Origin of the sequence: Streptomyces sp. NP-1717 (assembly GCF_022695985.1) — a bacterium.
In the GTDB taxonomy this organism is placed as follows: Bacteria; Actinomycetota; Actinomycetes; order Streptomycetales; family Streptomycetaceae; genus Streptomyces.
In genome coordinates, this window is sequence record NZ_JAAPBF010000100.1 from 1 (window position 1) to 24753 (window position 24753).

General features: G+C 72.8%; 18 protein-coding genes. 15 read left to right on the forward strand and 3 right to left on the reverse strand.

The window, feature by feature from the left end:
* Positions 1-1768, forward strand: a 1768-nt coding sequence (locus tag GXP76_RS20240) for a primosomal protein N' (protein WP_242572968.1), incomplete at its 5' end; no start/stop codon positions are given.
* Between the two features lie 104 nt (positions 1769-1872).
* On the opposite strand, the gene GXP76_RS20245 is transcribed toward GXP76_RS20240, so the two are convergent.
* Entirely contained in the window at positions 1873-2409 is a 537-nt protein-coding gene (locus GXP76_RS20245) for a hypothetical protein (protein ID WP_242572969.1), read from the reverse strand.
* A gap of 280 nt (positions 2410-2689) precedes the next feature.
* On the opposite strand from GXP76_RS20245, the gene fmt reads away from it, so the two are divergent.
* The 4 genes from fmt to GXP76_RS20265 all read left to right on the forward strand — a co-directional run bounded on the left by fmt (position 2690) and on the right by GXP76_RS20265 (position 7697).
* Complete coding sequence (gene fmt, locus GXP76_RS20250) at positions 2690-3646, forward strand: methionyl-tRNA formyltransferase (RefSeq protein ID WP_242572970.1); 957 nt, start codon at positions 2690-2692, stop codon at positions 3644-3646.
* A 98-nt stretch (positions 3647-3744) separates the two neighbouring features.
* Positions 3745-5178 (forward strand): RsmB/NOP family class I SAM-dependent RNA methyltransferase, encoded by a 1434-nt coding sequence (locus GXP76_RS20255; protein ID WP_242572971.1) that lies wholly within the window; start codon positions 3745-3747, stop codon positions 5176-5178.
* Between the two features lie 231 nt (positions 5179-5409).
* Positions 5410-6375: a RimK family alpha-L-glutamate ligase gene (locus GXP76_RS20260; protein WP_242572972.1), complete on the forward strand. Its 966-nt coding sequence runs from the start codon at positions 5410-5412 to the stop codon at positions 6373-6375.
* Complete coding sequence (locus GXP76_RS20265) at positions 6372-7697, forward strand: hypothetical protein (RefSeq protein WP_242572973.1); 1326 nt, start codon at positions 6372-6374, stop codon at positions 7695-7697. The genes GXP76_RS20260 and GXP76_RS20265 overlap by 4 nt, the downstream gene beginning before the upstream one ends.
* Positions 7698-7718: 21 nt before the next feature.
* Here GXP76_RS20265 and GXP76_RS35900 read toward each other — a convergent pair whose 3' ends face one another.
* The gene (locus tag GXP76_RS35900) at positions 7719-8627 is read right to left on the reverse strand and encodes a helix-turn-helix transcriptional regulator (RefSeq protein ID WP_242572974.1); all 909 of its coding nucleotides are present in this window, start codon (positions 8625-8627) and stop codon (positions 7719-7721) included.
* 400 nt (positions 8628-9027) lie between these two features.
* Here GXP76_RS35900 and GXP76_RS20275 point away from each other — a divergent pair, with 400 nt between their 5' ends.
* The 10 genes from GXP76_RS20275 (at position 9028) to GXP76_RS20325 (ending at position 23044) form a co-directional block, all read left to right on the forward strand.
* On the forward strand, positions 9028-9879 hold the full coding sequence (locus GXP76_RS20275; RefSeq protein WP_242572975.1) for an enoyl-CoA hydratase/isomerase family protein: 852 nt from the start codon (positions 9028-9030) through the stop codon (positions 9877-9879).
* A gap of 116 nt (positions 9880-9995) precedes the next feature.
* Positions 9996-11390: a phenylacetate--CoA ligase family protein gene (locus tag GXP76_RS20280; RefSeq protein WP_242572976.1), complete on the forward strand. Its 1395-nt coding sequence runs from the start codon at positions 9996-9998 to the stop codon at positions 11388-11390.
* 114 nt (positions 11391-11504) lie between these two features.
* Positions 11505-12749, forward strand: a complete 1245-nt coding sequence (locus GXP76_RS20285) for an aminotransferase class I/II-fold pyridoxal phosphate-dependent enzyme (RefSeq protein ID WP_242572977.1) — start codon at positions 11505-11507, stop codon at positions 12747-12749.
* On the forward strand, positions 12746-13978 hold the full coding sequence (gene dpgA, locus GXP76_RS20290; RefSeq protein WP_277993612.1) for a 3,5-dihydroxyphenylacetyl-CoA synthase DpgA: 1233 nt from the start codon (positions 12746-12748) through the stop codon (positions 13976-13978). The genes GXP76_RS20285 and dpgA overlap by 4 nt, the downstream gene beginning before the upstream one ends.
* A gap of 100 nt (positions 13979-14078) precedes the next feature.
* Positions 14079-14843, forward strand: coding sequence for an enoyl-CoA-hydratase DpgB (gene dpgB, locus GXP76_RS20295; protein WP_242572978.1), 765 nt, complete (start codon positions 14079-14081; stop codon positions 14841-14843).
* Between the two features lie 85 nt (positions 14844-14928).
* Positions 14929-16299 (forward strand): (3,5-dihydroxyphenyl)acetyl-CoA 1,2-dioxygenase DpgC, encoded by a 1371-nt coding sequence (gene dpgC / locus GXP76_RS20300; protein ID WP_242572979.1) that lies wholly within the window; start codon positions 14929-14931, stop codon positions 16297-16299.
* Positions 16296-17612 carry a PLP-dependent aminotransferase family protein gene (locus GXP76_RS20305; protein WP_242572980.1) on the forward strand — a complete coding sequence of 439 codons (1317 nt, stop codon included), beginning with the start codon at positions 16296-16298 and terminating at the stop codon, positions 17610-17612. The genes dpgC and GXP76_RS20305 overlap by 4 nt, the downstream gene beginning before the upstream one ends.
* Positions 17613-17646: 34 nt before the next feature.
* Positions 17647-20808, forward strand: coding sequence for an amidohydrolase family protein (locus GXP76_RS20310; RefSeq protein WP_242572981.1), 3162 nt, complete (start codon positions 17647-17649; stop codon positions 20806-20808).
* Between the two features lie 134 nt (positions 20809-20942).
* The gene (locus GXP76_RS35675; RefSeq protein WP_277993613.1) at positions 20943-22679 is read left to right on the forward strand and encodes a SpoIIE family protein phosphatase; all 1737 of its coding nucleotides are present in this window, start codon (positions 20943-20945) and stop codon (positions 22677-22679) included.
* 77 nt (positions 22680-22756) lie between these two features.
* Positions 22757-23044, forward strand: coding sequence for a helix-hairpin-helix domain-containing protein (locus tag GXP76_RS20325; protein WP_242572982.1), 288 nt, complete (start codon positions 22757-22759; stop codon positions 23042-23044).
* 71 nt (positions 23045-23115) lie between these two features.
* Here GXP76_RS20325 and GXP76_RS20330 read toward each other — a convergent pair.
* A partial coding sequence (locus GXP76_RS20330) for a TIGR03086 family metal-binding protein (RefSeq protein ID WP_277993614.1) occupies positions 23116-24753 on the reverse strand: 1638 nt, incomplete at its 5' end.

A 24753-nucleotide genomic window follows, 5' to 3' on the forward strand; every position in this document is an offset into this window, starting at 1 on the left:
GGCCGGTGTCGTCTCGCCCGAGCCGGTGCTCGGCCCCGAGCTGCTGGGGCTCGCGCGGGCCGTCGCCGACCGTTACGCGGGCAGCCTCGCCGACGTCCTGCAACTGGCGGTGCCACCGAGGAACGCGCGCGCGGAGGCGAAACCCTCACCCGATCCGCTGCCCGCGCCCGGCAGGCCGGAGGTCGGCACCTGGGAGCGGTACGCGAAGGGCCCGGCCTTCCTGGACGCGCTCGCCGACGGCGGCTCCCCGAGGGCCGTGTGGACCGCGCTGCCCGGACCGCACTGGGCGGACGAACTGGCGCGGGCGGTCGCCGCGACCCTCGCGTCGGGGCGCGGGGCGCTCGTCGTCGTCCCCGACGGCCGCGCCGCGGCGCGCGTCGACACCGCGCTCACGGCCCTGCTCGGCGAGGGACACCACGCGCTGCTCACCGCGGAGGCGGGCCCGCAGAAGCGGTACGGCCAGTGGCTCGCCGTCCGGCGCGGCGCGGTGCGGGCCGTCGTGGGGACCCGCGCGGCCATGTTCGCTCCCGTACGCGATCTCGGGCTCGTCGCCATCTGGGACGACGGCGACTCCAGCCACAGCGAACAGCACGCGCCGCTGCCGCACGCGCGCGAGGTCCTGCTGCTGCGCGCCGCGCACGACAGGTGCGCCTTCCTGCTGGGCAGTACGGGCTGCACCGTCGAGGCGGCCCAACTGGTCGAGACGGGCTGGGCGTTGCCGATGACGGCCGACCGGGAGCGGCTGCGTACGGCCGCGCCGCTGATCCGCACGGTGGGGGACGGCGAACTGGCGCGCGACGAGGCCGCGCGCGCGGCCCGGCTGCCGAGCCTCGCCTGGCAGGCGGTCCGGGAAGGGCTCAAGACCGGCCCGGTCCTCGTGCAGGTGCCCCGGCGCGGCTATGTACCCCGGCTCGGCTGCGAGCGCTGCCGTACGCCCGCCCGCTGCCGGCACTGCGCCGGACCCCTGGAAGCGCCCGAGCAGCGGGAGCTGCACTGCGGGTGGTGCGGGCGCGGCGAGCCCGCGTGGCGCTGCGCGGAGTGCGGCGGTACGCGGCTGCGCGCCAGTGTCGTGGGCGCGCGGCGCACGGCCGAGGAGCTGGGCAGGGCGTTCCCTGCGGTCCCGGTGCGCACGTCCGGCCGCGACCACATCCTCGACGCCGTGCCGGGGCGCCCCGCGCTCGTGGTGAGCACGCCCGGCGCAGAGCCCGTCGCCGAGGGCGGCTACGCGGCGGCGCTGCTCCTCGACGGCTGGGCGATGCTCGGCCGGCCCGACCTGAGGGCGGGGGAGGAGGCGCTGCGGCGCTGGCTGCACGCCGCGTCGCTGGTCCGGGGCCAGGCCGACGGCGGGACGGTCGTGGTCGTGGCCGAGCCGACCCTGCGGCCCGTCCAGGCGCTCGTGCGATGGGATCCCGTGGGCCACGCCCAGCGCGAACTGGCCGAGCGCGCGGAGCTCGGCTTCCCGCCGGTGTCCCGGATGGCGGCGGTGACCGGCGGGCCCGACGCGGTGGCCGCGTTCCTGGCCGCCGCCGAACTGCCGCCCGACGCCGAGGTCCTGGGCCCCGTCCCGCTGCCGGTCACGGACCCGGCCCGGCCCCGCAGGACCGGTGACCCGCCGCCGGGCGAGGTGTGGGAGCGGGCGCTGCTGCGCGTGCCACCGGGCAGCGGCGCCGCGCTGGCGACGGCCCTGAAGGCGGCCCAGGCGGGCCGGCTGGCCCGGGGCGGCGGCGACCCGGTGCGCATCCGGATCGATCCACCCGACATCGGCTGACCGGCCGTGTGCCGCCCGGGAGCGGGTCGTACGGCGCCCGCTCCGGGGGCCGGGGCCGCTGCCGACGCGGCGGGTCCGGCGCCCGACGGAGACAGCTCCCGGCGTCAGCCGTTGCGCGGACCCGGGAACGCCCCCGGGCGCGCCTCCTCACGGAGCGGCTGCGCGGCCACCGACGGCTGCGGGGGCATCGACCGGGCCGCTGGCACGGCCGGGACGCCCGGCGCCGGGCCCGCCGCGCGGGGCTGCGCGGTGTCCGCCGGGCGGTCGCCCTCGGCGAGCGCCGCCTGCTGGGCGGCGCGCCGCGTACCGTAACGGCGGTGCACCGCCTGCTTGGTGACACCGAGCGCCGAGCCGACCGCGTCCCACGAGAAGCCCAGCGAGCGATCGAAGTCCACGGCCGCCGTCACCAGACTCTCGACACTGTCCCGCAACTCCTGCGCGAGACGGACGGTCGGTGCTGGCGCCCGGCCGTAGACGACGAAGCCCGTCGAGGGGCCCGAACGGCGCGGGCGGTAGACGTTGCCCAACTGGGCGGTGAGGGTGCGCAGTGCGTCCACCTGCCGGCGGACCCGCTCGATGTCCCGCACCAACAGGTGCAGATTTGCCCGGGCTTGTGCGTCGTGGGTTGCGTGGTCGGCCATGAACAAGCCTCTCGAACCGGGGTTGAAACGGACGGGCCACACCGGGCGGCCCGTTTGAGGTCAATCTCCCTTGACAACGCGCCACCCGCCGTTGTGGTCACGCTGCGGGGGCGTATGCGCATATGCCTGGGGTGCACGGGCTCCCGTACGCCCCCTGCCGTCCGGGCCACCGGACGGCCCATAGACTGGACCGCTGTCCGCCGTCGGCCGCACCGGGGCCTCTTCGCCCGCCCGTCGGCGCCGGACCGGAAGCCGCACCAGAGAGCGAGGAAGTCCCGCAGTGAAGCTCGTCTTCGCAGGCACCCCCGAGGTCGCCGTACCAGCCCTGGACGCACTGATCGCCTCCGGCCGGCACGAGGTCGCCGCCGTCGTCACCCGCCCCGACGCGCCCTCCGGCCGGGGCCGCAGGCTCGTCGCCAGCCCCGTCGCGCAGCGCGCCGAAGAGGCGGGCATCGAGATCCTCCGGCCCGCCAAACCGCGCGACGAGGCCTTCCTGACCCGGCTGCGCGAGATCGCCCCCGACTGCTGCCCCGTCGTCGCCTACGGGGCGCTGCTGCCCCGCGTCGCCCTCGACATCCCGGCCAACGGCTGGGTGAACCTGCACTTCTCGCTGCTGCCCGCCTGGCGCGGCGCCGCACCCGTACAGCACGCGGTGATCGCCGGGGACGAGACCACCGGCGCGGCCACCTTCCTCATCGAGGAGGGGCTGGACTCCGGACCGGTCTACGGCGTGATCACCGAGGACGTACGGCCCACCGACACCAGCGGTGACCTGCTGACCCGGCTCGCGTTCGCCGGAGCCGGGCTGCTCGCCGCGACCATGGACGGCATCGAGGACGGCACGCTCAAGGCCGTACAGCAGCCGTCCGACGGCGTCTCGCTCGCGCCCAAGCTCACCGTCGACGACGCGCGGGTCGACTGGGCGGCGCCCGCGCTGCGTGTCGACCGTGTCGTACGCGGCTGCACCCCGGCGCCCGGCGCCTGGACCCTCTTCCGCGGCGAACGCCTCAAGCTGATCCAGCTCACGCCCACGCCCGACCGCACCGACCTCGCCCCCGGGGAGCCGGCCGTCGGCAAGAACTCCGTGCACGTCGGCACCGGCTCGTACGCCGTCGAACTGCTCTGGGTCCAGCCGCAGGGCAAGAAGCCCATGCGGGCCGCCGACTGGGCCCGCGGTGTGCGGATCGCCCCCGGTGAGCGGCTCGGCGCGGCCGAGGGAGCCGCGGACGTACGCTGAGGGAGTCCGACCGCCACACGCGGCACCGCCGCACGCCGCATCGCCACACCCTCGCGCGCGGCACTTCTGCGCAGCACCATGTCAACAGCGGAGCACCTTTGAACGAGCAGGCCCGTCGCCGTCCCTCCAAGCCCTACCGCCGTCCCAAGAAGGATCCCGTGCGGATGCTCGCCTTCGAGGCGCTGCGGGCCGTCGACGAGCGCGCCGCCTACGCCAACCTCGTCCTGCCGCCCCTCCTCAAGAAGGCCAGGGAGGCGGGCGACTTCGACAACCGCGACGCGGCGCTCGCGACCGAACTGGTCTACGGCACGCTCCGCCGCCAGGGCACGTACGACGCGATCATCTCCGCGTGCATCGACCGCCCGCTGCGCCAGGTCGACCCGCCCGTGCTCGACGTACTCGCCCTCGGCGCACACCAGTTGCTCGGCACCCGCATCCCCACGCACGCCGCCGTGTCGGCGAGTGTCGAACTGGCCCGCGTCGTGCTCGGCGACGGGCGCGCGAAGTTCGTCAACGCCGTGCTGCGGAAGATCTCCAAGGACGACCTCGACACCTGGGTGGAGCGCGTCGCCCCGCCGTACGACGAGGACGCCGAGGACCACCTCGCCGTCGTCCACTCGCATCCCCGCTGGATCGTCTCCGCGCTCTGGGACGCGCTCGGAGGTGGCCGGGGCGGTATCGAGGACCTGCTCGAAGCGGACAACGAACGCCCCGAGGTGACGCTCGTCGCGCGCCCCGGGCGGGTCTCGGCCGGCGAACTCCTCGACACACTGGGCGAGGAGTCCGGACTGCCCGGGCGCTGGTCGCCGTACGCGGTCCGGCTCACCGAGGGCGGCGAACCGGGCGCCATCGACGCCGTGCGCGAGGGCCGGGCCGGAGTCCAGGACGAGGGCAGCCAGCTCGTCGCGGTGGCGCTCGCCAACGCGCCGCTGGAGGGCACCGACGCACGCTGGCTCGACGGGTGCGCGGGCCCCGGCGGCAAGGCGGCGCTGCTGGGCGCGCTGGCCGCCGGGCGGGGGGCGCGGCTGCTCGCCTCCGAGAAGCAGCCGCACCGGGCGCGCCTGGTCGAGCGCGCGCTCGCGGGCAACCCCGGCCCGTACCAGGTGATCACCGCCGACGGCACCCGCCCGCCGTGGCGGCCCGGTGTCTTCGACCGCGTCCTGGTCGACGTCCCCTGTACCGGCCTCGGCGCCCTGCGCCGCCGCCCGGAGGCCCGCTGGCGACGGCGCCCCGAGGACCTGGAGGGCTTCGCGCCAGTCCAGCGCTCACTGCTGCGCGAGGCGCTGAAGGCCGTGCGGGTGGGCGGGGTGGTCGGCTACGCGACGTGCTCCCCGCACCTCGCCGAGACGCGCGTCGTGGTCGAGGACGTGCTCAAGGGCAGGGGCGGCGCCGCCGCCGAGGCCGAATGGATCGACGCCCGGCCGCTGATGCCCGGCGTCACGGCGCTGGGGGACGGCCCGGACGTCCAGCTGTGGCCGCATGTCCACGGCACGGACGCGATGTATCTGGCGCTGCTGCGGCGTACCGCCTGAGACACGGCCCGGCCCCGTGGTCCGCGACCCCCGCCGCACTGGTCCGCCGACCGCGGTCCCGTCCGCCCCTCGTACCCCTGTCGCATCGGCGCAAGGCGAAGATCCGAGCCCCTGGAGGAGCGGGAGGCCGGGCCGAATCCTGAAAGAGTGAGACGTCGTCGGTGCAGCGGTCGTAGTGGGTCGCGGGGGTGCCGTCACATGCCGATGAGGTCTCTCGTAGGAGTTGCGATCGTGGCGAATGAGCGCCTGGTGACGTGGATCTGCCATCCGGACGACTTTCTGCCGGAGTACGTGGACAAGATCACCGAGCAGATGACCGAGCGCTGGGCGGAGCCCTGCGCGAGGCACGGATTCGCCTTCCGGTTCATCAGCGCGAACGAACTCGTGCCCGCGTGCGACGAGCGCCCCCGGCTGTGGCACGACGGGGTCGACCTGCTCCGCACGCGGCAGGCGTACATTGTGGACGACGTGAGCGGTGACCCGCAGGCCACCCATTTCCTGCGGGGCATCTACCGGGCCATCGACGCCAGTGACTCCGTCCTGCTCAACCGCTCGCTCGTCGGGCCGGAGTGCCTGGAGCGCGACAAGCTGGCGATCCTGGCCCGTGCCTCGACGCTCGGGGTGCGGGTGCCTAATACGGTGGCGCTGCCCTTCGGGCGCTACGCGCGCAAGGGTCTCGATGTCGTCCGTAAGGAGATCGGCGAGGGGCCGTACATCCTCAAGGCGCGCGAGATGGGCATCGGCTTCGGTGTGCTGAAGCTGGACAGCTACGAGCAGTTGCGGGCCGCCGTCGACATCGCGTCCCAGACCGGGCAGAGCTACATCGTGCAGGAGTACCTGCCCAACAAGGGTGATCTGCGGGTGGCGATGGTCGACGGGAAGTTCGCCGCGAGCATGCTGCGCAGCCCGGCGGAGGGCGCGTACCTCGCCAACATCACCCAGGGCGGCAGTTCGAGCGCCAACCCGGACGTGGCGTCCGTGCTCGGTGACGTGGAGCGGATCGTCGCGGATCTCCAGGCCGGATATCTCTGCGTGGACTGGCTGCTGACCGACGACGGGCCGGTGCTCGGCGAGTGGGGGACCGCCATGGCGGAGTTCTCCTCGATGCCCGAGCCCGCCCGGTCGCAGCTGGCCGACGCGTTCTTCCCGTGGGTCGGCCGGCTGCTGTCCGAGCCCGCCCCGGCGTCCGTCGCATGACGGGAACGGCTACCGAGACGGGGACGCCGCGGACGGGCTGGCACCCCCGGGCCGTGGGAGCGGGGCTGGGTTTCACCCTGCTGTCCAACTTCGGTCTGGCGATGGTGCTCACGCTGCTTCCGGTGGCGGTCCTGCACGGCGGGCGGATCGCGCCGTCCGTCTTCTCCTTCGCGCTGTCCGTACACGTCGGCTCGGCCCTGGTCGGCGCGCTGGTCACGCCGATCGCGTTCAGCCGGGTCCATCCGGCCTGGGTCCTGACGATCGCCTCGTCGCTGAAGGCCGCCGGATTCGTCACCGTCTCCGTCAGCACCTCGGCCCCGGCGCTGTACCTCTTCGCGGTGCTGGCCGGTCTCGGCGTGGGCGTCTCACGCCCCGCGGTGCGTTCCCTGCTGGTGGCCGCGGCGACCGACGACCGCCGCAGCCAGGTCTTCCAGGTCTTCTTCATCCTGCTGAACACCGCCTATGTGCTGGCGCCGCTCGCGGCGGGGCCGGTCGGGCGGGCCGGGGTTCCCGCGCTGCTCGTCCTGGCCGCCGTCGAGACGGCGATCGGGGTCACCGTCGGACTCCTCGCCCGGGGGCTCGACTTCGCGCTGCCGCCCCGGGGCGCGAACGGGCTGCGTGGACGGCTCACCGTCATCCGGGAGCCCGCGGTCGCGGTGGTGCTCGGCTACACCTTCGCGATCTACTTCGCGATGGGGTTCCTCTACGCGATGATCCTGCTGTACGAGGTGGTCAACCCCTCCCAGGCGGAGCACCGGACGCTGTTCCTCAGCTTCCAGCCGCTGGCGATCATCGCCATCCAGCTGGCGCTCCTGCCGTTCTTCACCCGGCTGAGGCGCCGCGCGCTGTATCTGATCGTCGCGGTGGGCGGGGGCACGGGGCTCGTGCTCTCCTTCACCGGCAGTCTGGCGCTCATCCTCGCGGGGCTGACGCTGTTCGCCGTCGCGGAGTGTCTGGCCTTCCCGAAGATCCAGGTGGAGGCGGCGGACACGGTGCCGCAGGCCCGGCTGACGGATGTCATCGCGCTCGTCAGCCTGGTCACGGCCATCGGTGAGATCTGCGGGAACATGGCGGCCGGGCTCGCGGTCAGCACCTCCGCGTCCTGGCTGCCGCAGCCGGCCCACTTCGGCATGGGGGTGGGTGTGCTGGCCGGGCTGGTGCTGCTGGTGGGCGGTCTCGCCGTCACCCGGTACGTCGTCCCCTCGGGCGCTTCCGAGGCCGCGCCCGAGGCCGCTTCCGGCGGTTCTCCCGGCGGCTCGTCCGACGAATCGCCGGACGCCCCGCCCGGCGCCTCGTCCGCCCGGGACCGCGACCGGTCCTGAGCGCGGAGCGCCGGTGCCCGGTCAGTTCTGACCGTCGATCAGCTTGCCCAGGAGATAGCCCGCGTGCATCCGGTTGCGGGCCCCGATGCGCGACATGATCTCCGAGATATGGCGCTGGCAGGTCCGCAGCGACATGCCCATGCGGCGGGCGATCACCTTGTCCTCCAGCCCCTCCACCAGCAACCGCGAGATGGAGAGCTGGATGTCGACGGAGGTGCTCTTGACCTGGCCCTGGTCGTACGAGACGGGGAACGGCCTCGCCACCGGCCAAGCGCGTTCGAACGCCTGCACGGCGAAGTCCACGATGCTCCGGTCGCTGACGACCACGGCACCGTCCCGGTCGTACTGCGGCAGGACCGCGATCTCCCGGTCGAAGATGATCATGCGCATCAAGGCGTCGCCGAGCATGCGCACTTCGACGCCCCGCTCCGTCACATGGCGGACGTAGTCCACCGTGACCTGGGAGAACTGGGCGGTGTACTGGTAGACGGTGCGCATGGTGATGCCGCGGCGCAGCACCGCCTCCGTCCGTTCGAGGGACTCGCGCAGCACATCGGCGGGCCGGGCCCCGCCCGGCTGGGAGGTGAGGATCTCCGTCCGCGCTCCCGCCGAGAGTTCGGTCAGGACCGCCCGTACGGCGGCGACCTCGGGCAGGATCTCGATCCGGGGGCGGCGCAGCCGCTCGGCGGGACTCTGTTCGTAGATCTTGGTGAGGGCGTCCAGCTCCGCCATCATCCTGATGATCTGCTGCTGACCGCTCTCCAGTTGTCTGATGGCGGGGGCGATGACGCCGGCGCCGAGCGCCCGGGGCGATCCCGGTGTGTACGTGCCGTCCCCGGCGGAATCGATCAGATGTAACTCCGTGAGGCGGCCGATCAATTGCCGCGCCCCGTCGATTCCGATTCCCAGCGCGGCGGCGATCTGCTCCACGGACGCGCTCCCCGAACCGCAGAGGAATGCGTAGGCCGTGGTGATCTCCTCGTCTATCGGGAGCGGGGAACGGTCAACATGGTGAGCTGGCATATTCACTGCACTACCTCATGTCCGAAGAATCCAGATTAATCCGTTCAGGCAATTTGGCGGGTTTTCGGCCCGTCGCATTCTCGCCTGGCGGCATTACGACGTCCATGCGCACTGGCGGGCCCCTCTCGGCGGGTGGCAGATTTACGTCGTATCAGGCACTGATTACGTCGGGGGAGAAGCGAGTCGTGCTGCGCGCAATCACATGTCCGAACGTGCCATGTTCGACCGTGGCCGGAATTCACAGCGGGACGGCTTGCTCACCGTCGATGGCAGACATTTGCCCCGATCCCGGACCGAGCAGGGCGTGATGTCCGAACTGCGCTACGGAGCGTACATTCTCGTTCACCGCACACACAACGGCCGGATCGCCGAGCTGGTCCTGAATCGGCCAGAACGCATGAACGCGGTTTCAACCGACTTCGGCGCCGCACTGGCCGCCGCGACGGCGGATCTCGGACAGGATCCCTCCGTCGGCGTCACCGTCATCACCTCCCGCTGCGAACGCGCGTTCTGTGTGGGCGCCGACCTCAAGGAGCGTGCCGGCTGGACCGAGGTCGACCGGGCCGCGGCGCGGCCGGGCAGCCGGGCGGCGTACGCGGGCGTGCTGGCGCTGCCCATGCCGGTCATCGCCGCTGTTCAGGGCTACGCGCTGGGCGGTGGCTACGAGATCGCGCTGTCCTGCGACGTGATCGTGGCGGACCCGGGGGCGACCGTGGGGCTGCCCGAGACCACGGTCGGGGTCATTCCGGGCGGCGGTGGTACGCAGCTGCTGCCCCGCAGGGTCGGTGCGGCCGTCGCGGCCCAGCTGATCTTCAGCGGGCGACGGGTACCGGCCACCGAAGCACGCGACCTCGGTCTGGTGGACGTCCTCGCCACCGCCGGCGCGGTCCGCGCCACGGCTCTCGATCTCGCGCGGACCTACGCGGCCAATTCGCCGGTCGCGCTGCGGGCCGCCAAGCGCGCGCTGCGACTGGGGCAGGGCCGGGATCTGGCGGCGGGGCTCGAAGCCGAGGACGCCGCCTGGCACGCGGTCGCCTTCTCTGCCGACTGGGCGGAGGGTGTCGCCGCGTTCAACGGCCGGCGCCCGCCGGACTGGCCCGGATACCGGGCCGCGGACCGGAACGGGAATCGGCCCGCGGTGGCGAACACGCCGCCGTGAGGAGGGCGTCGGGGCATAGGCGGAAGCAATCGGAATTCATCTGTTTCCGGCCCGGTAGCAGCGGTGCAATGGCCGAAAAGTATGCCTCGGTCGAGTGATTCGGACAGGGAAATCTGTTGAACAGTGGACCAAGTGAGGAAATCGTGCTGGGGGAAATGTATCCGGCCTCGCGTCACGGCGAGGAGCGTGCCGGTGAGTCGTCCAAGATTGAACTGGCAGAGAATCTCGACATTCTGACGCGTGCGCAGCTCGAAGAAATACAGCAGCGCAATCTCGCCCGCACCGTGGAAGCCCTGAAGAGGAATCCGGCGGTGGCCGCCGGCTGGCCCGGGGCGCTCGACGTGCGGGTGCCCCGCGATCTGCTCAAACTCTCCCTGTTCTCACCGGCCGATCTCCAGGCGTCCTGTCCGCCCGCCTCGGAGAATCTGGTACTCGGCGACGGCCGCTCCGGGCTCGTCCTGCGCTCCAGCGGTACCTCGGGACGGCGCAAGATGATCTACCACTCGTGGGAGTTCAGCCGCCGCGTCTCGGCCCTCGGTGCGCGCGGGGTGCGCAGCGCGCTGCGGCCGCATCCCCGCCGTATCGCCAACTTCCTCTACCCGGGCGAGCTGAACGGCGCCTTCACCTTCGCCCAGGAGGTCACGGAACTGCTGCCGGCCATGTCGTTCCCCATGGGCAGCAGCGCCCTCGCCTCCCCGGAGACGGCGGAGCTGCTGCAGGAGAACCGGGTGGACGCGGTCATCTGCTCACCCTCGGCGGGCACGGGGCTGCTGACCGGCGACGCCACGCGTGAACTCCTGCGCGGCGTGGACAGTCTGCTGTACATCGGGGAGATCCTCGGCGAGAGCAGGGAGCGCCAACTCGCGGACGCCCGGCCCGATCTGCGGGTGCGTTCGTTCTCGTACTCCACCAGCGAGACCGGGCCCGTCGGCTACCAGTGCACCTACCAGAGCGGTTCGACCCACCATCTGCACGAGGACGTGCTGGTGGTCGAGGTGGTCGACACGGAGGCCGAGCGGATACAGCCCGACGGCCGCGTCGGCGAGGTCGTCGTCACGATGCTCACCGACTCCGGTATGCCGCTGCTGCGCTACCGGATCGGCGACGAGGGATTCATCGAGACCCGCCCCTGCCTGTGCGGCAGCGCCGCGCGGCAGCTGACCCTCACGGGCCGGGTGGGCATGTCCATGAATGTCGACAGCACCACCATCTCCCGTGATCTGGTGATGGAGCGGCTGGCGACGCTGGGCATCAGCGACCCGGCCGACTGCCAGTTCCAGGTGACCCAGCACGATCCGGGCTTCTCGATCCGGCTGCTGGTCTCGGAACGTACGCCGCCCTCGGTCACGGCCGAGGACGCCGTCGCCGCGCTGCACGGCGCCTACCACATGGGGAGGGTCTTCACCGCGCCGCTGTACCGCGGGCTGACGCTGGAGCGGGTCGACAGCTCCGAGTTCCACCACACGGCACGGGGCAAGACACCCTTCTTCGTCAACCGCCCGGCCGGCTGAACTCCCTTCCGCGACACGTCCGTCACGCCGCTCCCGCGAGAGTTCCGCGCCGCCCCGACCACAGCTCCGACCGCTCCTTCTCACGCATCCGTACGCATCCCTGGAGACACTCAGATGCCTCGTACGATCGAACGACACAACTGGGTAGCCACGCGCGTAGACAAGACGTCGGACGCGCTGACCCGGGCCATCGCCACCGACCTGACCAGCCATGTCTTCACCGGGCGCCAGGGGAAAGAGGTGACGCTCGCCGACGGCCGCAACGCCGTCGAGTTCATCTCCTGCTCCTATCTCGGCCTCGACACCCACCCCGCCCTGGTGGAGGCGGCCGTCGCCGGCCTGCGCCGGGTCGGCGTGCAGTTCTCCTCGTCCCGCACCCGGATGCGGTACGAGGACCTCGAATCGCTGGAGCGGATGCTCGGCACCGTCTACGGCGGCCGGCACGCCACGTGCTTCACGGCGGTCGGCAGCGTCCACCTGGGGGTGCTGCCGCTGCTGGGTACGGGTGTGCTGCCCAGCTACCCGGTGTCGGCGAGCGGCGTCACCTTCCTGATCGAGCGCACCGCGCACGCGTCCATCCAGGTGCTGCGCGGCGTGCTCGAACAGATCGGCGACGTGGACCGGTTCGACTGCGACGACCTGGACGACCTCGCCGTCCGGCTGGCGGCGGTACGCGACGCCGGCCGCACGCCGATCGTCCTGGTGGACGGCGTGGGGTCCATGGGCGGGCTCATCGACGTGGCCGCGCTGTACGACCTGTGCGCGGCGGCCGAGGGCTATCTGTACGTGGACGACGCGCACGGTGTGTCGATCACCGGTGAGCAGGGGGCGGGTTTCGCGTACGAGGAGTTCCGCCACCTGCCCGGCGGGCTGCCCGCCTCGGTGATCCTCGTCGGCTCGCTCGCCAAGGCGTTCGGCGGCAGCAACGGGGGCTTCGTCCTGCTGAACACCGAGGAGGACACGGTGGAGCTGCGAAGATTCGGCAATCCGCTGATCTTCGGGGGACCCATCGCTCTTCCCGTCATCAGCGCCTGCCGGGCGTCGGCGGAGCTGCATCTCGACGGTACGGTCGCGCGGCTCCAGCGGGATCTGTGGCGCAACACCGAACTCTTCGACTCCCGCACGGGAGGCGCGCTGTTCAACGCGGGCACCCGGTCGCCGATCCGCGGGGCGCTGTTCAAGAGCGAGGAGGACGCGCTGGTGGCCGCGGCGCGGCTGCGCAAGGCGGGTGTCATCGTCACCCCCGCGTTCTTCCCGACCGTGGCCAAGGGCAGCGGTCTGATCCGGATGGCCGTCTCGGCCGCGCACACCACCGAGCAGATCGAGCTGGCCACCAACGAGCTGGAGGTGCCGGTATGACCGCCACGGCACCCACCGCCACGGCACCCACCGCCACCACCACCGGCGTCTCCACCGCGCCCGGCACCCGGGCGCCCGGACAGCGGCTCAGCACGGCGAACGCGGGGCCCCGGCCGTCGGTCGTCGGCTTCGGTACGGCCACCCCCGCCAACTCCTACACCCAGCGCGAGATGCTGGAACTGTTCGGCATCGAGGACCCCCGGATCAGGTCCGTCTTCCTCAACAGCGCCATCGAGCGCCGCTATCTGACCCTGCCGCCCGAACTGGCCGACGGCACACGGAAGACGGAGACCCAGGGCGAACTGCTCGCCAAGCACAAGGCGCAGGGCATCAGGACGGGCAGGGAGGCACTGGAGACGGCCCTGAAGCGCGCCGGGCTCGCGCTCTCCGACGTCGGATACCTGTGCTGTGTGACCACCACGGGACTGCTCACACCCGGTTTCTCCGCCCATCTCGTCAAGGACGCGGGGCTGCCGGTCTCCACCGGCCGCCTCGACGTCGTGGGCATGGGCTGCAACGCCGGCCTCAACGCCATGGCCGCCGTCGCGTCCTGGTCGGCGGCCAACCCCGGGCAGGCGGCCGTCATGGTCTGCGCGGAGGTCTGCTCCGCCGCCTACGTCTTCGACGGCACCATGCGCACCTCGGTGGTGAACAGCCTCTTCGGCGACGGCGCGGCGGCCGTCGTGATGGTCACCGATCCGGCGGGAACGGGACACGCGGCGCACAGCGCGCAGACGACGGAGGCGGTGGAGGCGGGGGAGGCGGGGGAGGCCGACGAGGCGGCGCCCGTGGGCACCGTACTGAAGGCCGCCAGCCGCATCATCCCCGAAGCGGTCGACGCCATGCGCTACGACTGGGACGACGACCAGGGCAAGTTCAGCTTCTTCCTCGACCGCGACGTGCCGTACGTCGTCGGGGCGAACGCCGAGGAGGTGGTCGACCGGCTGCTCGGCGGCACCGGTCTGGAGCGCGCGGACATCGACCACTGGCTGGTCCACTCGGGCGGCAAGAAGGTCATCGACTCCGTGAAGGTCAATCTCGGCCTCAGCACGTACGCGCTGCGCCACACCACCGGGGTGCTGCGCGACTACGGAAACCTGTCGAGCGGCTCGTTCCTGTTCTCCTACGAACGCCTGATGGAGGAGGGCCGGGTACGGCGCGGCGATTACGGCGTGCTCATGACCATGGGCCCCGGCTCCACCATCGAGACCGCGCTCGTCCAGTGGTGACGGCGCCCGTGCCACCTCACCCACCGCACCGACCGAACCACCCCCGCTCTCCCCACCACCCTCACCGCCCTCACCGGCGGACGACGAAGGAAGTGTGACCGTGTCCGGCACGGATACCGATACCCCCAACGCCCTGACCGTCCGTCTCCACGACGAGGCAGCGGCCGTCCTGACGGTCGGCGACGAGGAACTGACCCCGGCGCTGGCCGACCGCGTGCGCACCGCCGCCGAGAAGGCGGAGGGCGCCGACAGCGGTGTCGTCCTGCTCCTGCTGGGCGGCTCCGGCGCCGCGGACGGCGCGTCCCCCGCCGGTACGGGCATCCATCTGGTCAACACCTGGGAGCGGGCGCTGCGCCGGCTGGAGACCTCGGGGCGCCCCACCCTCGCGCTCGTGGAGGGCACCTGCACCGGCCCCGCTCTGGAGACGCTGCTCACCGCCGACTACCGGATCGCGGCCGGCGACGCGCGTCTGCGGCTCCCGGGCGCCGAGGACGGCGCGTGGCCGAGCACGGCCGTGCACCGGCTGGCCCAGCAGATCGGCACCGCGCGGGCGCGCCGCCTGCTGCTGCGCCGCCCCTGGCTCGACGGTGAACAGGCCGCCGATCTGGACCTGGTGGACGAGACGGCGGACGGCGGCGAGGCGGCCCTGCGCCGCGCGGTGCTGGTGGCGGGCGAGCTGTCGGCCGTGCCGGGCCGCGAGTGGTCGATACGGCGCCGGCTGCTGTTCGACGCCACCCCCAGCTACGAGGAGGCCCTGGGCGCCCATCTGGCCGCGTGCGACCGCAGCCTGCGCCGCCGCACCACGGCCGGACCGACAGCGGCCGAAGAGGCCGCCGCCGACGGCTCGTCGGCCCGGACGCGCTGACCTCCCGTACGAAGCGGCTCCCCGCCCGCCCGGACGGGGACCCGCACGCTCTTCCCTCTCCCTCTTCCTCGTCCGAAGGAACCGCGTGACGACGTCAGGCTTTCCCAGATCCGTCCCCGCCCCCGCCGCCCCGGCGGGCGGCGGTGAGCTGTCGGCCGCCGCCCTCGCGCTGGCCGCCGAGATCCGCGACCGCGAGGCACCGCTGGCCGCGCTGCCGCCGCGCTCCGACCGCTCCGAGGAGCAGCAGCTGTCGGCCGCGGCGATCCACCGAGCCTGCCGCGAGCTGCGGGCCGCCTTCCTGCGGACCCACGCGGCGGCGGTCTACGACCGGCTGACCGAAGGACGTACCGTACGGCTCGGGCTGACCGAGCTGGCGGGCGCGGCGGCCGAGAGCTTCCCCGGACTCGTCCCGGACGGCGCCCAGCTGGCCGAGGAGCTGCGCCACGCGCAGGCGGACAAGGAAGGCCGGGAGATCGACCAGGGCATCTTCTTCCGGGAGATCCTGCGGCTGCCCGGCGCGGGCACGCACCTGCTCGACGTGATGCGGGACCCGACGCCCCGGGCACACGCGCTGCTGCCGGACTTCCGGGCCACCGGACGGGCCGAGCTGGGCAAGGTGACGGTGGAGCGCCACGGCGACGGTGGCCATGTGACCTTCCACAACGACGCCTGTCTCAACGCCGAGGACAACGAGCTGATCGCCCAGCTCGAAGTGGCCGTCGACCTTGTGCTGCTGGACGACGGGATCAGGGTGGGCGTGCTGCGCGGCGGGCCCATGACCCACCCGCGCCACCGGGGGCGGCGGGTCTTCAGCGCGGGCGTCAACCTGGCCGATCTGCACCACGGCCGGATCTCGTTCACCGGCTTCCTGCTCCAGCGCGAACTCGGCTACATCAGCAAGATGTACCGCGGTCTGTCCCTGTGCGGCCGCCCGGACACCTTCCCGGCGCACGGCGTGGAGAAGCCGTGGGTGGCGGCGGTGGAGACGTTCGCCATCGGTGGCGGCACCCAGCTGCTGCTGGTGATGGACAAGGTGATCGCCGCCGCCGACTCCTACCTCAGCCTCCCCGCCGCCCAGGAGGGCATCGTGCCCGGCGCGGCGAACTTCCGGCTCGCGCGGCTGACCGGCGGCCGGGTGGCCCGCCAGGCGGTGCTCGGCGGACGCAAGATCTGGGCGGGCGAGCCGGACGCCCGGCTGCTGATCGACGAGGTGGTCGACCCGAAGGCGATGGACCGGGCGGTGGACGACGCCGTGACCCAGCTGGCGGCGCCCGCCGTGCTCGCCAACCGGCGGATGCTGCGCGTCTCGGAGGAGCCCCTCGACGCGTTCCGCGCATACATGGCGGAGTTCTCGCTGGCCCAGGCCGAACGGCTCTACGGCGAGGACGTGCTGGACAAGGTGGGCCGCTTCTCGGCGCGGTCGCAGACGCGGAGCGGCGCGGAGACGGGCCGGTGACCGAAGGGGCAGGTGTCGTCCTGCGGCGCGAGCGCCTGCACAGTTCCCTGGGCTCCCCGGCGATGGGATCGATCAACTTCCTCAACGAGGTGATGGGCCGCTTCCCCGACGCGCTCTCCTTCGCACCGGGCGCCCCGCACATCAGCTTCTTCGACCAGATCGACGTCCCCCGGCACATCGACCGCTATCTCCGCCATCTCACCGAGGACCGGGGGCTGAAGCCCGACCGGGCCGAACGGCTGCTCTACCAGTACGGGCCGAGCCGGGGTCTCATCGGTGATCTGGTGGCGGGCGCGCTCCGAACCGACCAGGGCATCGACGTGCCGCCCGAGTCCGTGGTGATCACGGTCGGCTGCCAGGAGGCGATGCTGCTGGCGCTGCGCGCGCTCGCCGCCGGGCCCACGGACCTCGTGGCGGTCGTCAACCCGTGCTTCGTCGGCCTGTCCGGGGCGGCCGGCCTGCTCGGTGTGGACCTCGTCCCGGTCGACGACACCGACGACGGGATCGACTTCGCCCAGCTGGACGAGGTGTGCCGGGCGGCGCGCGAGGCGGGCCGCCGTATCCGTGCCCTGTACGTCGCACCGGACTTCTCCAACCCGTCCGGCGGCTTCCTCGGCCTGGCGGACCGCCACCGGCTGCTGGACGTCGCCGCACGCGAGGACTTCCTCCTGCTGGAGGACAACGCCTACGCGTTCACCGCGCGACAGCCGGGCGCGCTCCCGCCGCTGAAGGCGCTGCCCGGCGGTGAACGGGTCGTGCATCTGGGCACGTTCGCCAAGGTGTGCATGCCGGGAGCCCGGGTCGGTTACGTCGTCGCCGACCAGCGGGTACGGGACGCGTCGGGCCGCACCGGACTGCTCGCCGACGAACTCGCCACGCTCAAGAGCATGGTGACGGTCAACACCTCGCCGATCGCCCAGGCCGTCGTCGGCGGCATCCTGCTGGAGCACCGGGGCTCGCTGGCCTCGGTCGTCAGCGCCAAGGCCGCGCTGTACCAGCGCAATCTGCGTCTGCTGCTGGACGCGCTGGAGAGCGCGCTCGGACCGGGCACCGGCGCGCCCGCCGGGGTTTCCTGGAACCGGCCGCGTGGAGGCTTCTTCGTCCGGGTGCGGCTTCCCGTACCGGCGGACGAGCGGCTGCTGGAGCGGTCCGCCCGCGAGTTCGGCGTCCTGTGGACTCCGATGTCCCACTTCTATATCGGCAGCGGCGGCGACTACCAACTCCGCCTGGCCTGTAGTTACTTGGACCCCGACGCGATCAAGGAAGGCGTCGCCCGGCTGGCCCGCTTCCTGCACGCGGTATGTCCCTCCTGACGGCACGTCCCTCCTGAAGAAACACGAGAACCCGATGGACACCACGAACGCCACCCCCGCCCCCGCTCCCGGCCCGAGCAGACGGCACGTCCTGGCCGTGAGCGGTGCGGTGACCGCCGGCGCGCTGACCGCCGGGGGTACGAGCGCGGGCCGGGCCACCGCGGCCGGCCCGGAGCCGGGGCGGCCCGCCGAGTCGCCCGGCGGCACGCCTCGTACCGTCACCGTCACCGTCACCGTCTCCGAGGGCACCAACATGGCCGCCGCCCTCTCCCCGGACGGCACCGGCCTCGCCGTCGACGTACTGAGCGCGATCTGGCTGGTGCCCGGTGCGGGCGGCGCCGCCGTCCGGCTCACCGGCGAACTCCAGGACGCCACCCAGCCGCACTGGGCGCCGGACGGCAGCCGTGTCGTGTTCCAGTCCTTCCGCGACGGTGCCTACCAGCTGTGGTCGGTGAAGCGCGACGGCACCGGCCTCACCCGGCTGACCGACGACGCCTACGACAACCGCGAGCCGCAGTACGCGCCCGACGGCGGCCGGATCGTCTTCACCTCCGACCGGTCGGGCAGCAACGACCTGTGGCTGCTCGACCCGGCCACCGGCGTCCGTACGCAGCTCACCACCGGCCCCGACGAGGACGGCACGCCCGCCTGGTCGGCGGACGGCAGGACGATCCTCTGCACGGTGAACGACGCCGCGATCGACTCCGTGGACGTGGCGACCGGCACCAGGACCCGGCTGATCACCGCCAGTGCCGGAGCGAAGATCTTCGGCCCGGCGCCGAGCCCGGACGGGCGCCGGGTGAGCTACGTGCGGTTCACCGGCACCCGCGCCGACCTCATGATCGACGACGACGTGGCCGCCTCCGGCGAGGACGTGCACGCCCTGCGCACCTCCTGGACCCCGGACGGCGACCTGCTCTACACGGCGGGCGGGCACGTCCGCCGGCTGCGCCCCGGCTCCACCCCCCGGACGGTGGACTTCACCGCGACGGTCACCTTCACCCGCAAGCCCTGGGAACCGAGGGTCAGGGACTTCACCTCCACCAAGGCACGGCAGGCCAAGGGGATCGCGAGCCCGGTCGTCTCCCGCGACGGGCAGCGCATCGCCTTCCGGGCCCTGAACGCGCTGTGGGTGATGAAGACCGGCGAGGCCCCCGTCAGACTGGCCGACGACGGATTCTTCAACTCCGACCCCGACTGGTCGCCCGACGGCACTGCCCTCGTCCACGCGAGCGACCGCTCGGGAACGGCCGCGCTGTGGCGCCGGGACCTCACCGGCGGCGAGCCGGTACGGCTGACCTCCCTGCCGGGCGCGCAGCTCACCCCCCGCTGGTCCCCGGACGGCACGAAGATCGCCTACCAGGACGAGATCGGCGCGACCTGGGTGCTCGAAATCGCCTCCGGCGCCGTACGCCAGGTGCTGCCCGTCCTCTTCCAGCCGGGCCGCCCCACCTGGTCCCCGGACGGCGCCCACCTCGCGGTCGCCGCCAACCAGCCCTACTCCAGGCGCAACCGGGCCGGGCTGAGCGAAGTCCTCACCGTCGACCTGGCCACCGGCGCCACCCGCTCGCAGCCCGTGGCCGCCCACCGGTCGATCGCCACCCGCGGCGACGACGGACCCGTGTGGACCCCGGACGGCAAGCACTTCGTCTTCGTCATGGAGAGCACGGCCTGGCGGGTGCCCGTCGATCCCACCGGGCGGATCACCGGCGCACCCGAGCAGATCACCACGGAGGTCACCGACTCCCTCTCCGTGGACGCGCACGGCGGTCTCTTCTATCTGAGCAACGGCACGCTGCGCACCGTCCCGCTCACCGGCGGCACCCCCCGCACCGTGCCCGTCCCCCTCACCTACCGCAGGCCGGCGACGGACCGCACCGTGGTGCTCCGCGCCGGTGCCGTGTGGGACGGGCGCGCCCGGCAACTGCGCGGCGCCGCCGACATCGTCGTCAAGGGCGACCGGATCACCGCGATCCGCCCCGCCGGACAGGGCCGGGGCGACACCGTCGTGGACCTGTCGGGCCTGACCGCGATGCCCGGCCTGGTCGACGCCCATCTCCACTGGCACATACGCGGCCGGCAGTGGGGCGACCGCACGGGACGCCTGCTGCTGTCGTACGGCATCACCACCGTGCTGTCACCGGGCGATCCGGCCTATCAGATGGTGGAGACGAGGGAGGCCATCGAGTCCGGCGCCCAGGTGGGGCCGCGCTTCTTCGGTACGGGCGACGCCCTGGACGGGGCGCGGGTGTTCTGGAACTTCGCCCGTCCCGTGGTCGGCGCCGACCAGCTGCGGCTGGAGATGGAGCGCGCCGAACGGCTCGGTTACGACCTCGTCAAGACCTACATCCGGCTGCAGGCCCCACTGGAGCGCGCGGTCACCCGCCAGGCACACGAGCGGGGACTGCTCGTCACCTCGCACTACGCCTACCCGCACGCGGCGTACGGCATGGACGCCATGGAGCACACGGGCGGCGGCAACCGCGTCGGCTACTCGCAGACCCAGACCCGGCTGGGCAGGGCGTACCAGGACGCCATCGCCGTCCTGACGGCCGCCGGGATGCCCGTCACCTCCACGCTGATGAACTCCTCCGTGCTGCTCGCCGACGACCGTTCCCTGGTCACCGACGAACGGACCCGACTGCTCTACCCGCCGTGGGACTACACGGCCCTGGTGGCCAAGGCGGACGCGGCGGGCGGCCCGGACGCCGCGCTGAACCGCGCGCTGCTGGCGGGCGGCGTCGACATGCTGCTGCGCGTACAGCGCGGCGGCGGCAGCGTCATCGCGGGCTCGGACGCCCCGCTGGACGATCCCGCCCTGGCGCTGCACCAGAACCTGCGCGCGATGGTGCGCGGCGGCTTCACCCCGTACGAGGCGCTGCGCACCGCCACCGCCAACCCCGTCCGCCGCATGGGCGTGGACGAGGACCTGGGCACGCTCGAAGCGGGCATGCTCGCCGATCTGGTCTTCGTGGAGGGCGATCCGCTGCGGGACATCGACGCGGCGGCGGCCGTACGGACGGTGGTGACGGGCGGCACGGTCCGTACGGTGGACTCGCTGCTGGAGCCCTTCCGGGCCACGGGTGCGCGCTCCGCCGCGGCCAATCCGGAGGAGCGGTCCCTGGTGTCCGCGCGGACCGAGCGCCGGTACGGGTGGCGGGACCCGCGCCCCGGCGGGACGGGCTGTCTGTGCTGAGGAGGAGCTGACGGAGAACCGGTGGCCGACCTTTTGGTGGTATTCGCGGAATTTGTCGGCGCCGTCCGGGGTTGCCTTGTGCATCGGCCGTCGCGGTTGACGAAGTGAGTCGGCCATGAGGAGAGCGATGTCCTATGAGGCCAGAGGACCGTGCCGCTTCTGAAGCGGCTGCCGCGGCGGAGCGCGCGGGAGAGGAGTCCGGAGCGGCGCTCCGGTCCCTCCTCGCGCACTCGGCCGCGGCCGTCGCCTTCTGGGACACGGATCTGCGGTGCCGCTGGGTGAACGACGCCCTCGAACGCTACGACGGCATCCCGCGCGAACAGCGGCTGGGCCGGCGGCCGGAGGAGGCGCTGGCGGGCGACGCGGTCGAGCTGTCGGCGATCATGCGGCGGGTGCTGACCACCGGTGAGTGCGTGGTCAGCCGCGAGTACCGCGTTCCGGCCGCCTCCCGCGCACCGTGCGACGGGGGGCTCCTGGCGTCCTTCTTCCGCCTGGACGACGCCGACGGCCGGACGCTGGGGGTGTGTCTGGTGGTCCTTCGCGTCCAGGGACGCTCCCCCTGGGACGGCGACCGTCTCACCGTGGTCAGCGAGGCCGGTGCCCGGATCGGGACGACGCTGGACGTCGTGCGGACCGCGCAGGAACTGGCCGACTTCTCCGTCCCGATGCTCGCCGACTACGTCACGGTCGACCTGACCGAGGCCGTGCAACTCGGCGAGGAGCCGCTGGAGCGGCACGGGCTGTCCCTGGGCCGTCTGCCCACCTTCCGGCGCGCGGGGATCGCGTCGATCCGCACCGGGAGCCCGGAGTCCCTGTGGACGACGGGCGACGTGGTCTACGTTCCCCGGCCCTCCCCCTTCCTCCAGGTCCTCTCGTCGGGCCGCTCCCTGCTTGAGCCGGCGCTCGACCCGTCCCACATGTGGCTGCGCAACGATCCCGCGAGGGCGGAGAAGATCCGCGACTTCGGCATGCACTCGCTGCTGATCGTGCCCGTCCTGGCTCGCGGAACCCTGCTGGGAGTGGTGGTGTTCGTGCGGACGGACAACCCGGTGCCGTTCGACGCATACGATCAGCTGCTGGCCGAGGAACTGGTGGCCAGGGCCGCCCTGAGCCTGGACAACGCCCGCCGGTACACCCGCGAGCGGACCAACGCCGTGGCCCTGCAGCACAAACTCCTGCCACGCCGGGTGAGCGGCGGAACGGCCATGGAGGTGGCGGCACGCTATCTTCCCGCGGACGGCCAGGACAGCGTCGGCGGTGACTGGTTCGACGTCATCGACCTGCCGCGCGGACGCCTCGCGCTCGTCGTCGGCGACGTCGTCGGCCACGGCGTCGACGCCGCCGCCACGATGGGGCAACTGCGCACCGCCGTACGTACCCTCGCCGATCTCGACCTGCCGCCGGGGGAGCTGCTGACCAGGCTGGACCGCACGTTCATCCGGCTCATGGAGGACGAGGAGGAGGCCACCGATCCTGTCCCGTCGATGGGAGCCACCTGCGTCTACGTGGTGTACGACCCCGCCACCCGGACGTGCTCGGTGGCGCTCGCCGGGCACCCCCCGCCCGCCGTCGTCGGTCCCGAAGGCGGTGTCGCGTTTCCCGATCTGCCCCACGGCACACCCCTCGGGCTCGGCATGGCGCCGTACGAGGCCGCGGAGCTGGAACTGCCCGCCGGGAGCCTGATGGCCCTCTACAGCGACGGGCTCGTCGAGGAGCGGCACGAGGACATCGACGTGGGGATGCGACGGATGAGCCGGGCTCTCGGGCCGGCCGGCAAGTCCCTGGAGGAGCTGTCCAGTGCCGTGATCGGCTCGCTGCCCAGCAGAACTCTCAGCGACGACGCGACGCTGCTGCTGGCCCGCGCTCTCTGAGCCCGTCCGATTCGTTCAAGACGCGATCGGGCCCGCGTGGCTACGTTGCCGTTATGCGTACGAGAAGGAGTGGTCCGATGACCGCCTCACACGACGAATCGGACCTTACCGAGCTGGTCAACGTCGGCCGTTCCGTGGCCGGTCACTTCGAGAGCGTCGGTGTCACCAGGATCGCGCAACTGGTCGGGAGGGACCCGGTCGAACTGTACGAGCGGATGTCGGCCGCCGCCGGGCAGCGGCTCGACCCCTGCCTCCTCGACACCGTCATGTCCGCCGTGGACCAGGCCGGGGGAGAGCCCGGCCGCCCGTGGTGGCACTACACCCCCGAACGCAGACGGCTCCAGGCCGGGCGGAGGAGCGACTGACCGCGGGACCCGGGGTTCCTCACCCCACGGGCGCGCGGGAGGCGGACGGATCACCCGTGACTGACGGCTCGTCAGACCTCGCGTCCCAGATACGCCGCCAGCCTGTCGTTCCCGTTCGCGCCCGGCGGCGCCTGCCGTTCCGGGGCGAACGAGCCGCCCGCCGTGCGGGGCAGCGAGCCGTAGATCTCCCGTACCGACGGCAGCACGGCGTCCGCGATCTCCGGTGCGAAGCCGGTCGGCCGACCCGTGGCCCTCGCCAAGTCCCACCCGTGGACCAGCATTTCGATGAGCAGCTGCTCCACCATCCGCCAGCCGGGCGCGGGCCCGAAACGCTCCTCGGGCAGCCCCGGCCGGCGGAAGGCCGTCAGCGTCGCGGCGGCGGCGTCCCGGAACGCCGCCACGTGATCGTCGCCCAGGTGGTCCACGTCAGCCTCCGAACCCCCGTTCGGTGCCACGGGCGGAGCGCCCGTCGCCAGCCCCGCCCAGATCAGGTTCTCCCACACCAGGTGGCCGAGCAGCGCGCGTACGTCCCAGTCGGCGCACGGCGTCGGGTCGCGGAACCGGTCAGGCCCGACCTCCGCCACCAGCTTCCCGACCTCGCCCAGAACCGCCGCGCAGGTCTCCACGATCCGGTCCGGGTCCAGCGCCGCCGAGACCCCCCGCGCGTCGCCCGAGCCCGCCGGATCGCTCGCGTACAGGGCCTCGTGCCGGGCGGCCAGCGCACCCGGCGCCGGATTCGCCCGCAGCGCGGTCATCAGCCACTCGCCCGGCGCGGCCAGCCCCGGACGGACCGGAAGTCCGTTGATGAGGCAGGTCAGTTGCCAGTACCGCTCGACGCCCGGATCGGCCGCCATCTCCAACTGCGCCAGCAGCAGCTCCCGCGCCTCGGCGCCGTCGGCCTTCGGCCCTGCTCCGGCGGGCCACGCCGTGCCCTCCTGGGTGGGGATCCACTCGGCGACCACCGCGCCGACGACGTCGTCCGCCGACGGCGAGTCCGGCGCGAGACCCGCCGCCATGGCCTCCGACACCCGGCCTGTCCAGAAGTCCGTCATACGCTCGGCGGCCGCCGCGTGTTCCTCCTCGTGCGCCGAGGGGGAGTGCTCGGCCGCGTACGAGGCCATCGCGCGCAGCCCCGCCGACACGGCCGGATCCCGGACGAGAGCGCTCAGTTCGAACCAGGCGTCGACCTGCTCGGCGGTGGGATCGGCCGGCAGATCGGGCGTGGCGGCGAGCAGGGCCTCGCGGTAGCCGGGGGCGTCGATGCCGTCGAGCGCGCCCGTCACGAAGGCACGGACGGTCTGCTCACGCTCGGCCGCCGACATCCGGGTCAGCTCGGTCAGCACCCGCAGCTCCTCCGTCGTCGACCCGCGCCGCCCGGCCGAACGCAGGACCGCGAGCTGAAGCCGCAGCGTACGGATCTGGGCCTCCAGGGCGTCGGCGTGGACCGCCGCCGTCTCCGCGAGGCCGTGCTCACGGTCCAGGACGCCCCGGATCTCGGCCAGCCCCAGCCCGAGATCGCGCAGCGTCCGGGCCAGATCGAGCCGGGCGACGGCCTCGGGGCCGTATCTGCGGTAGCCGGACGCGGAGCGCCCGGCCGGCGGCGCGATGCCGAGGTCCGACCAGTGCCGGACGAGCTTGACCGAGAGGCCGGTGCGGGCGGCGAGCTCGCCGATGGTGAACTCCGGCGGTCCCGGCGGGGTGTCGTTGCG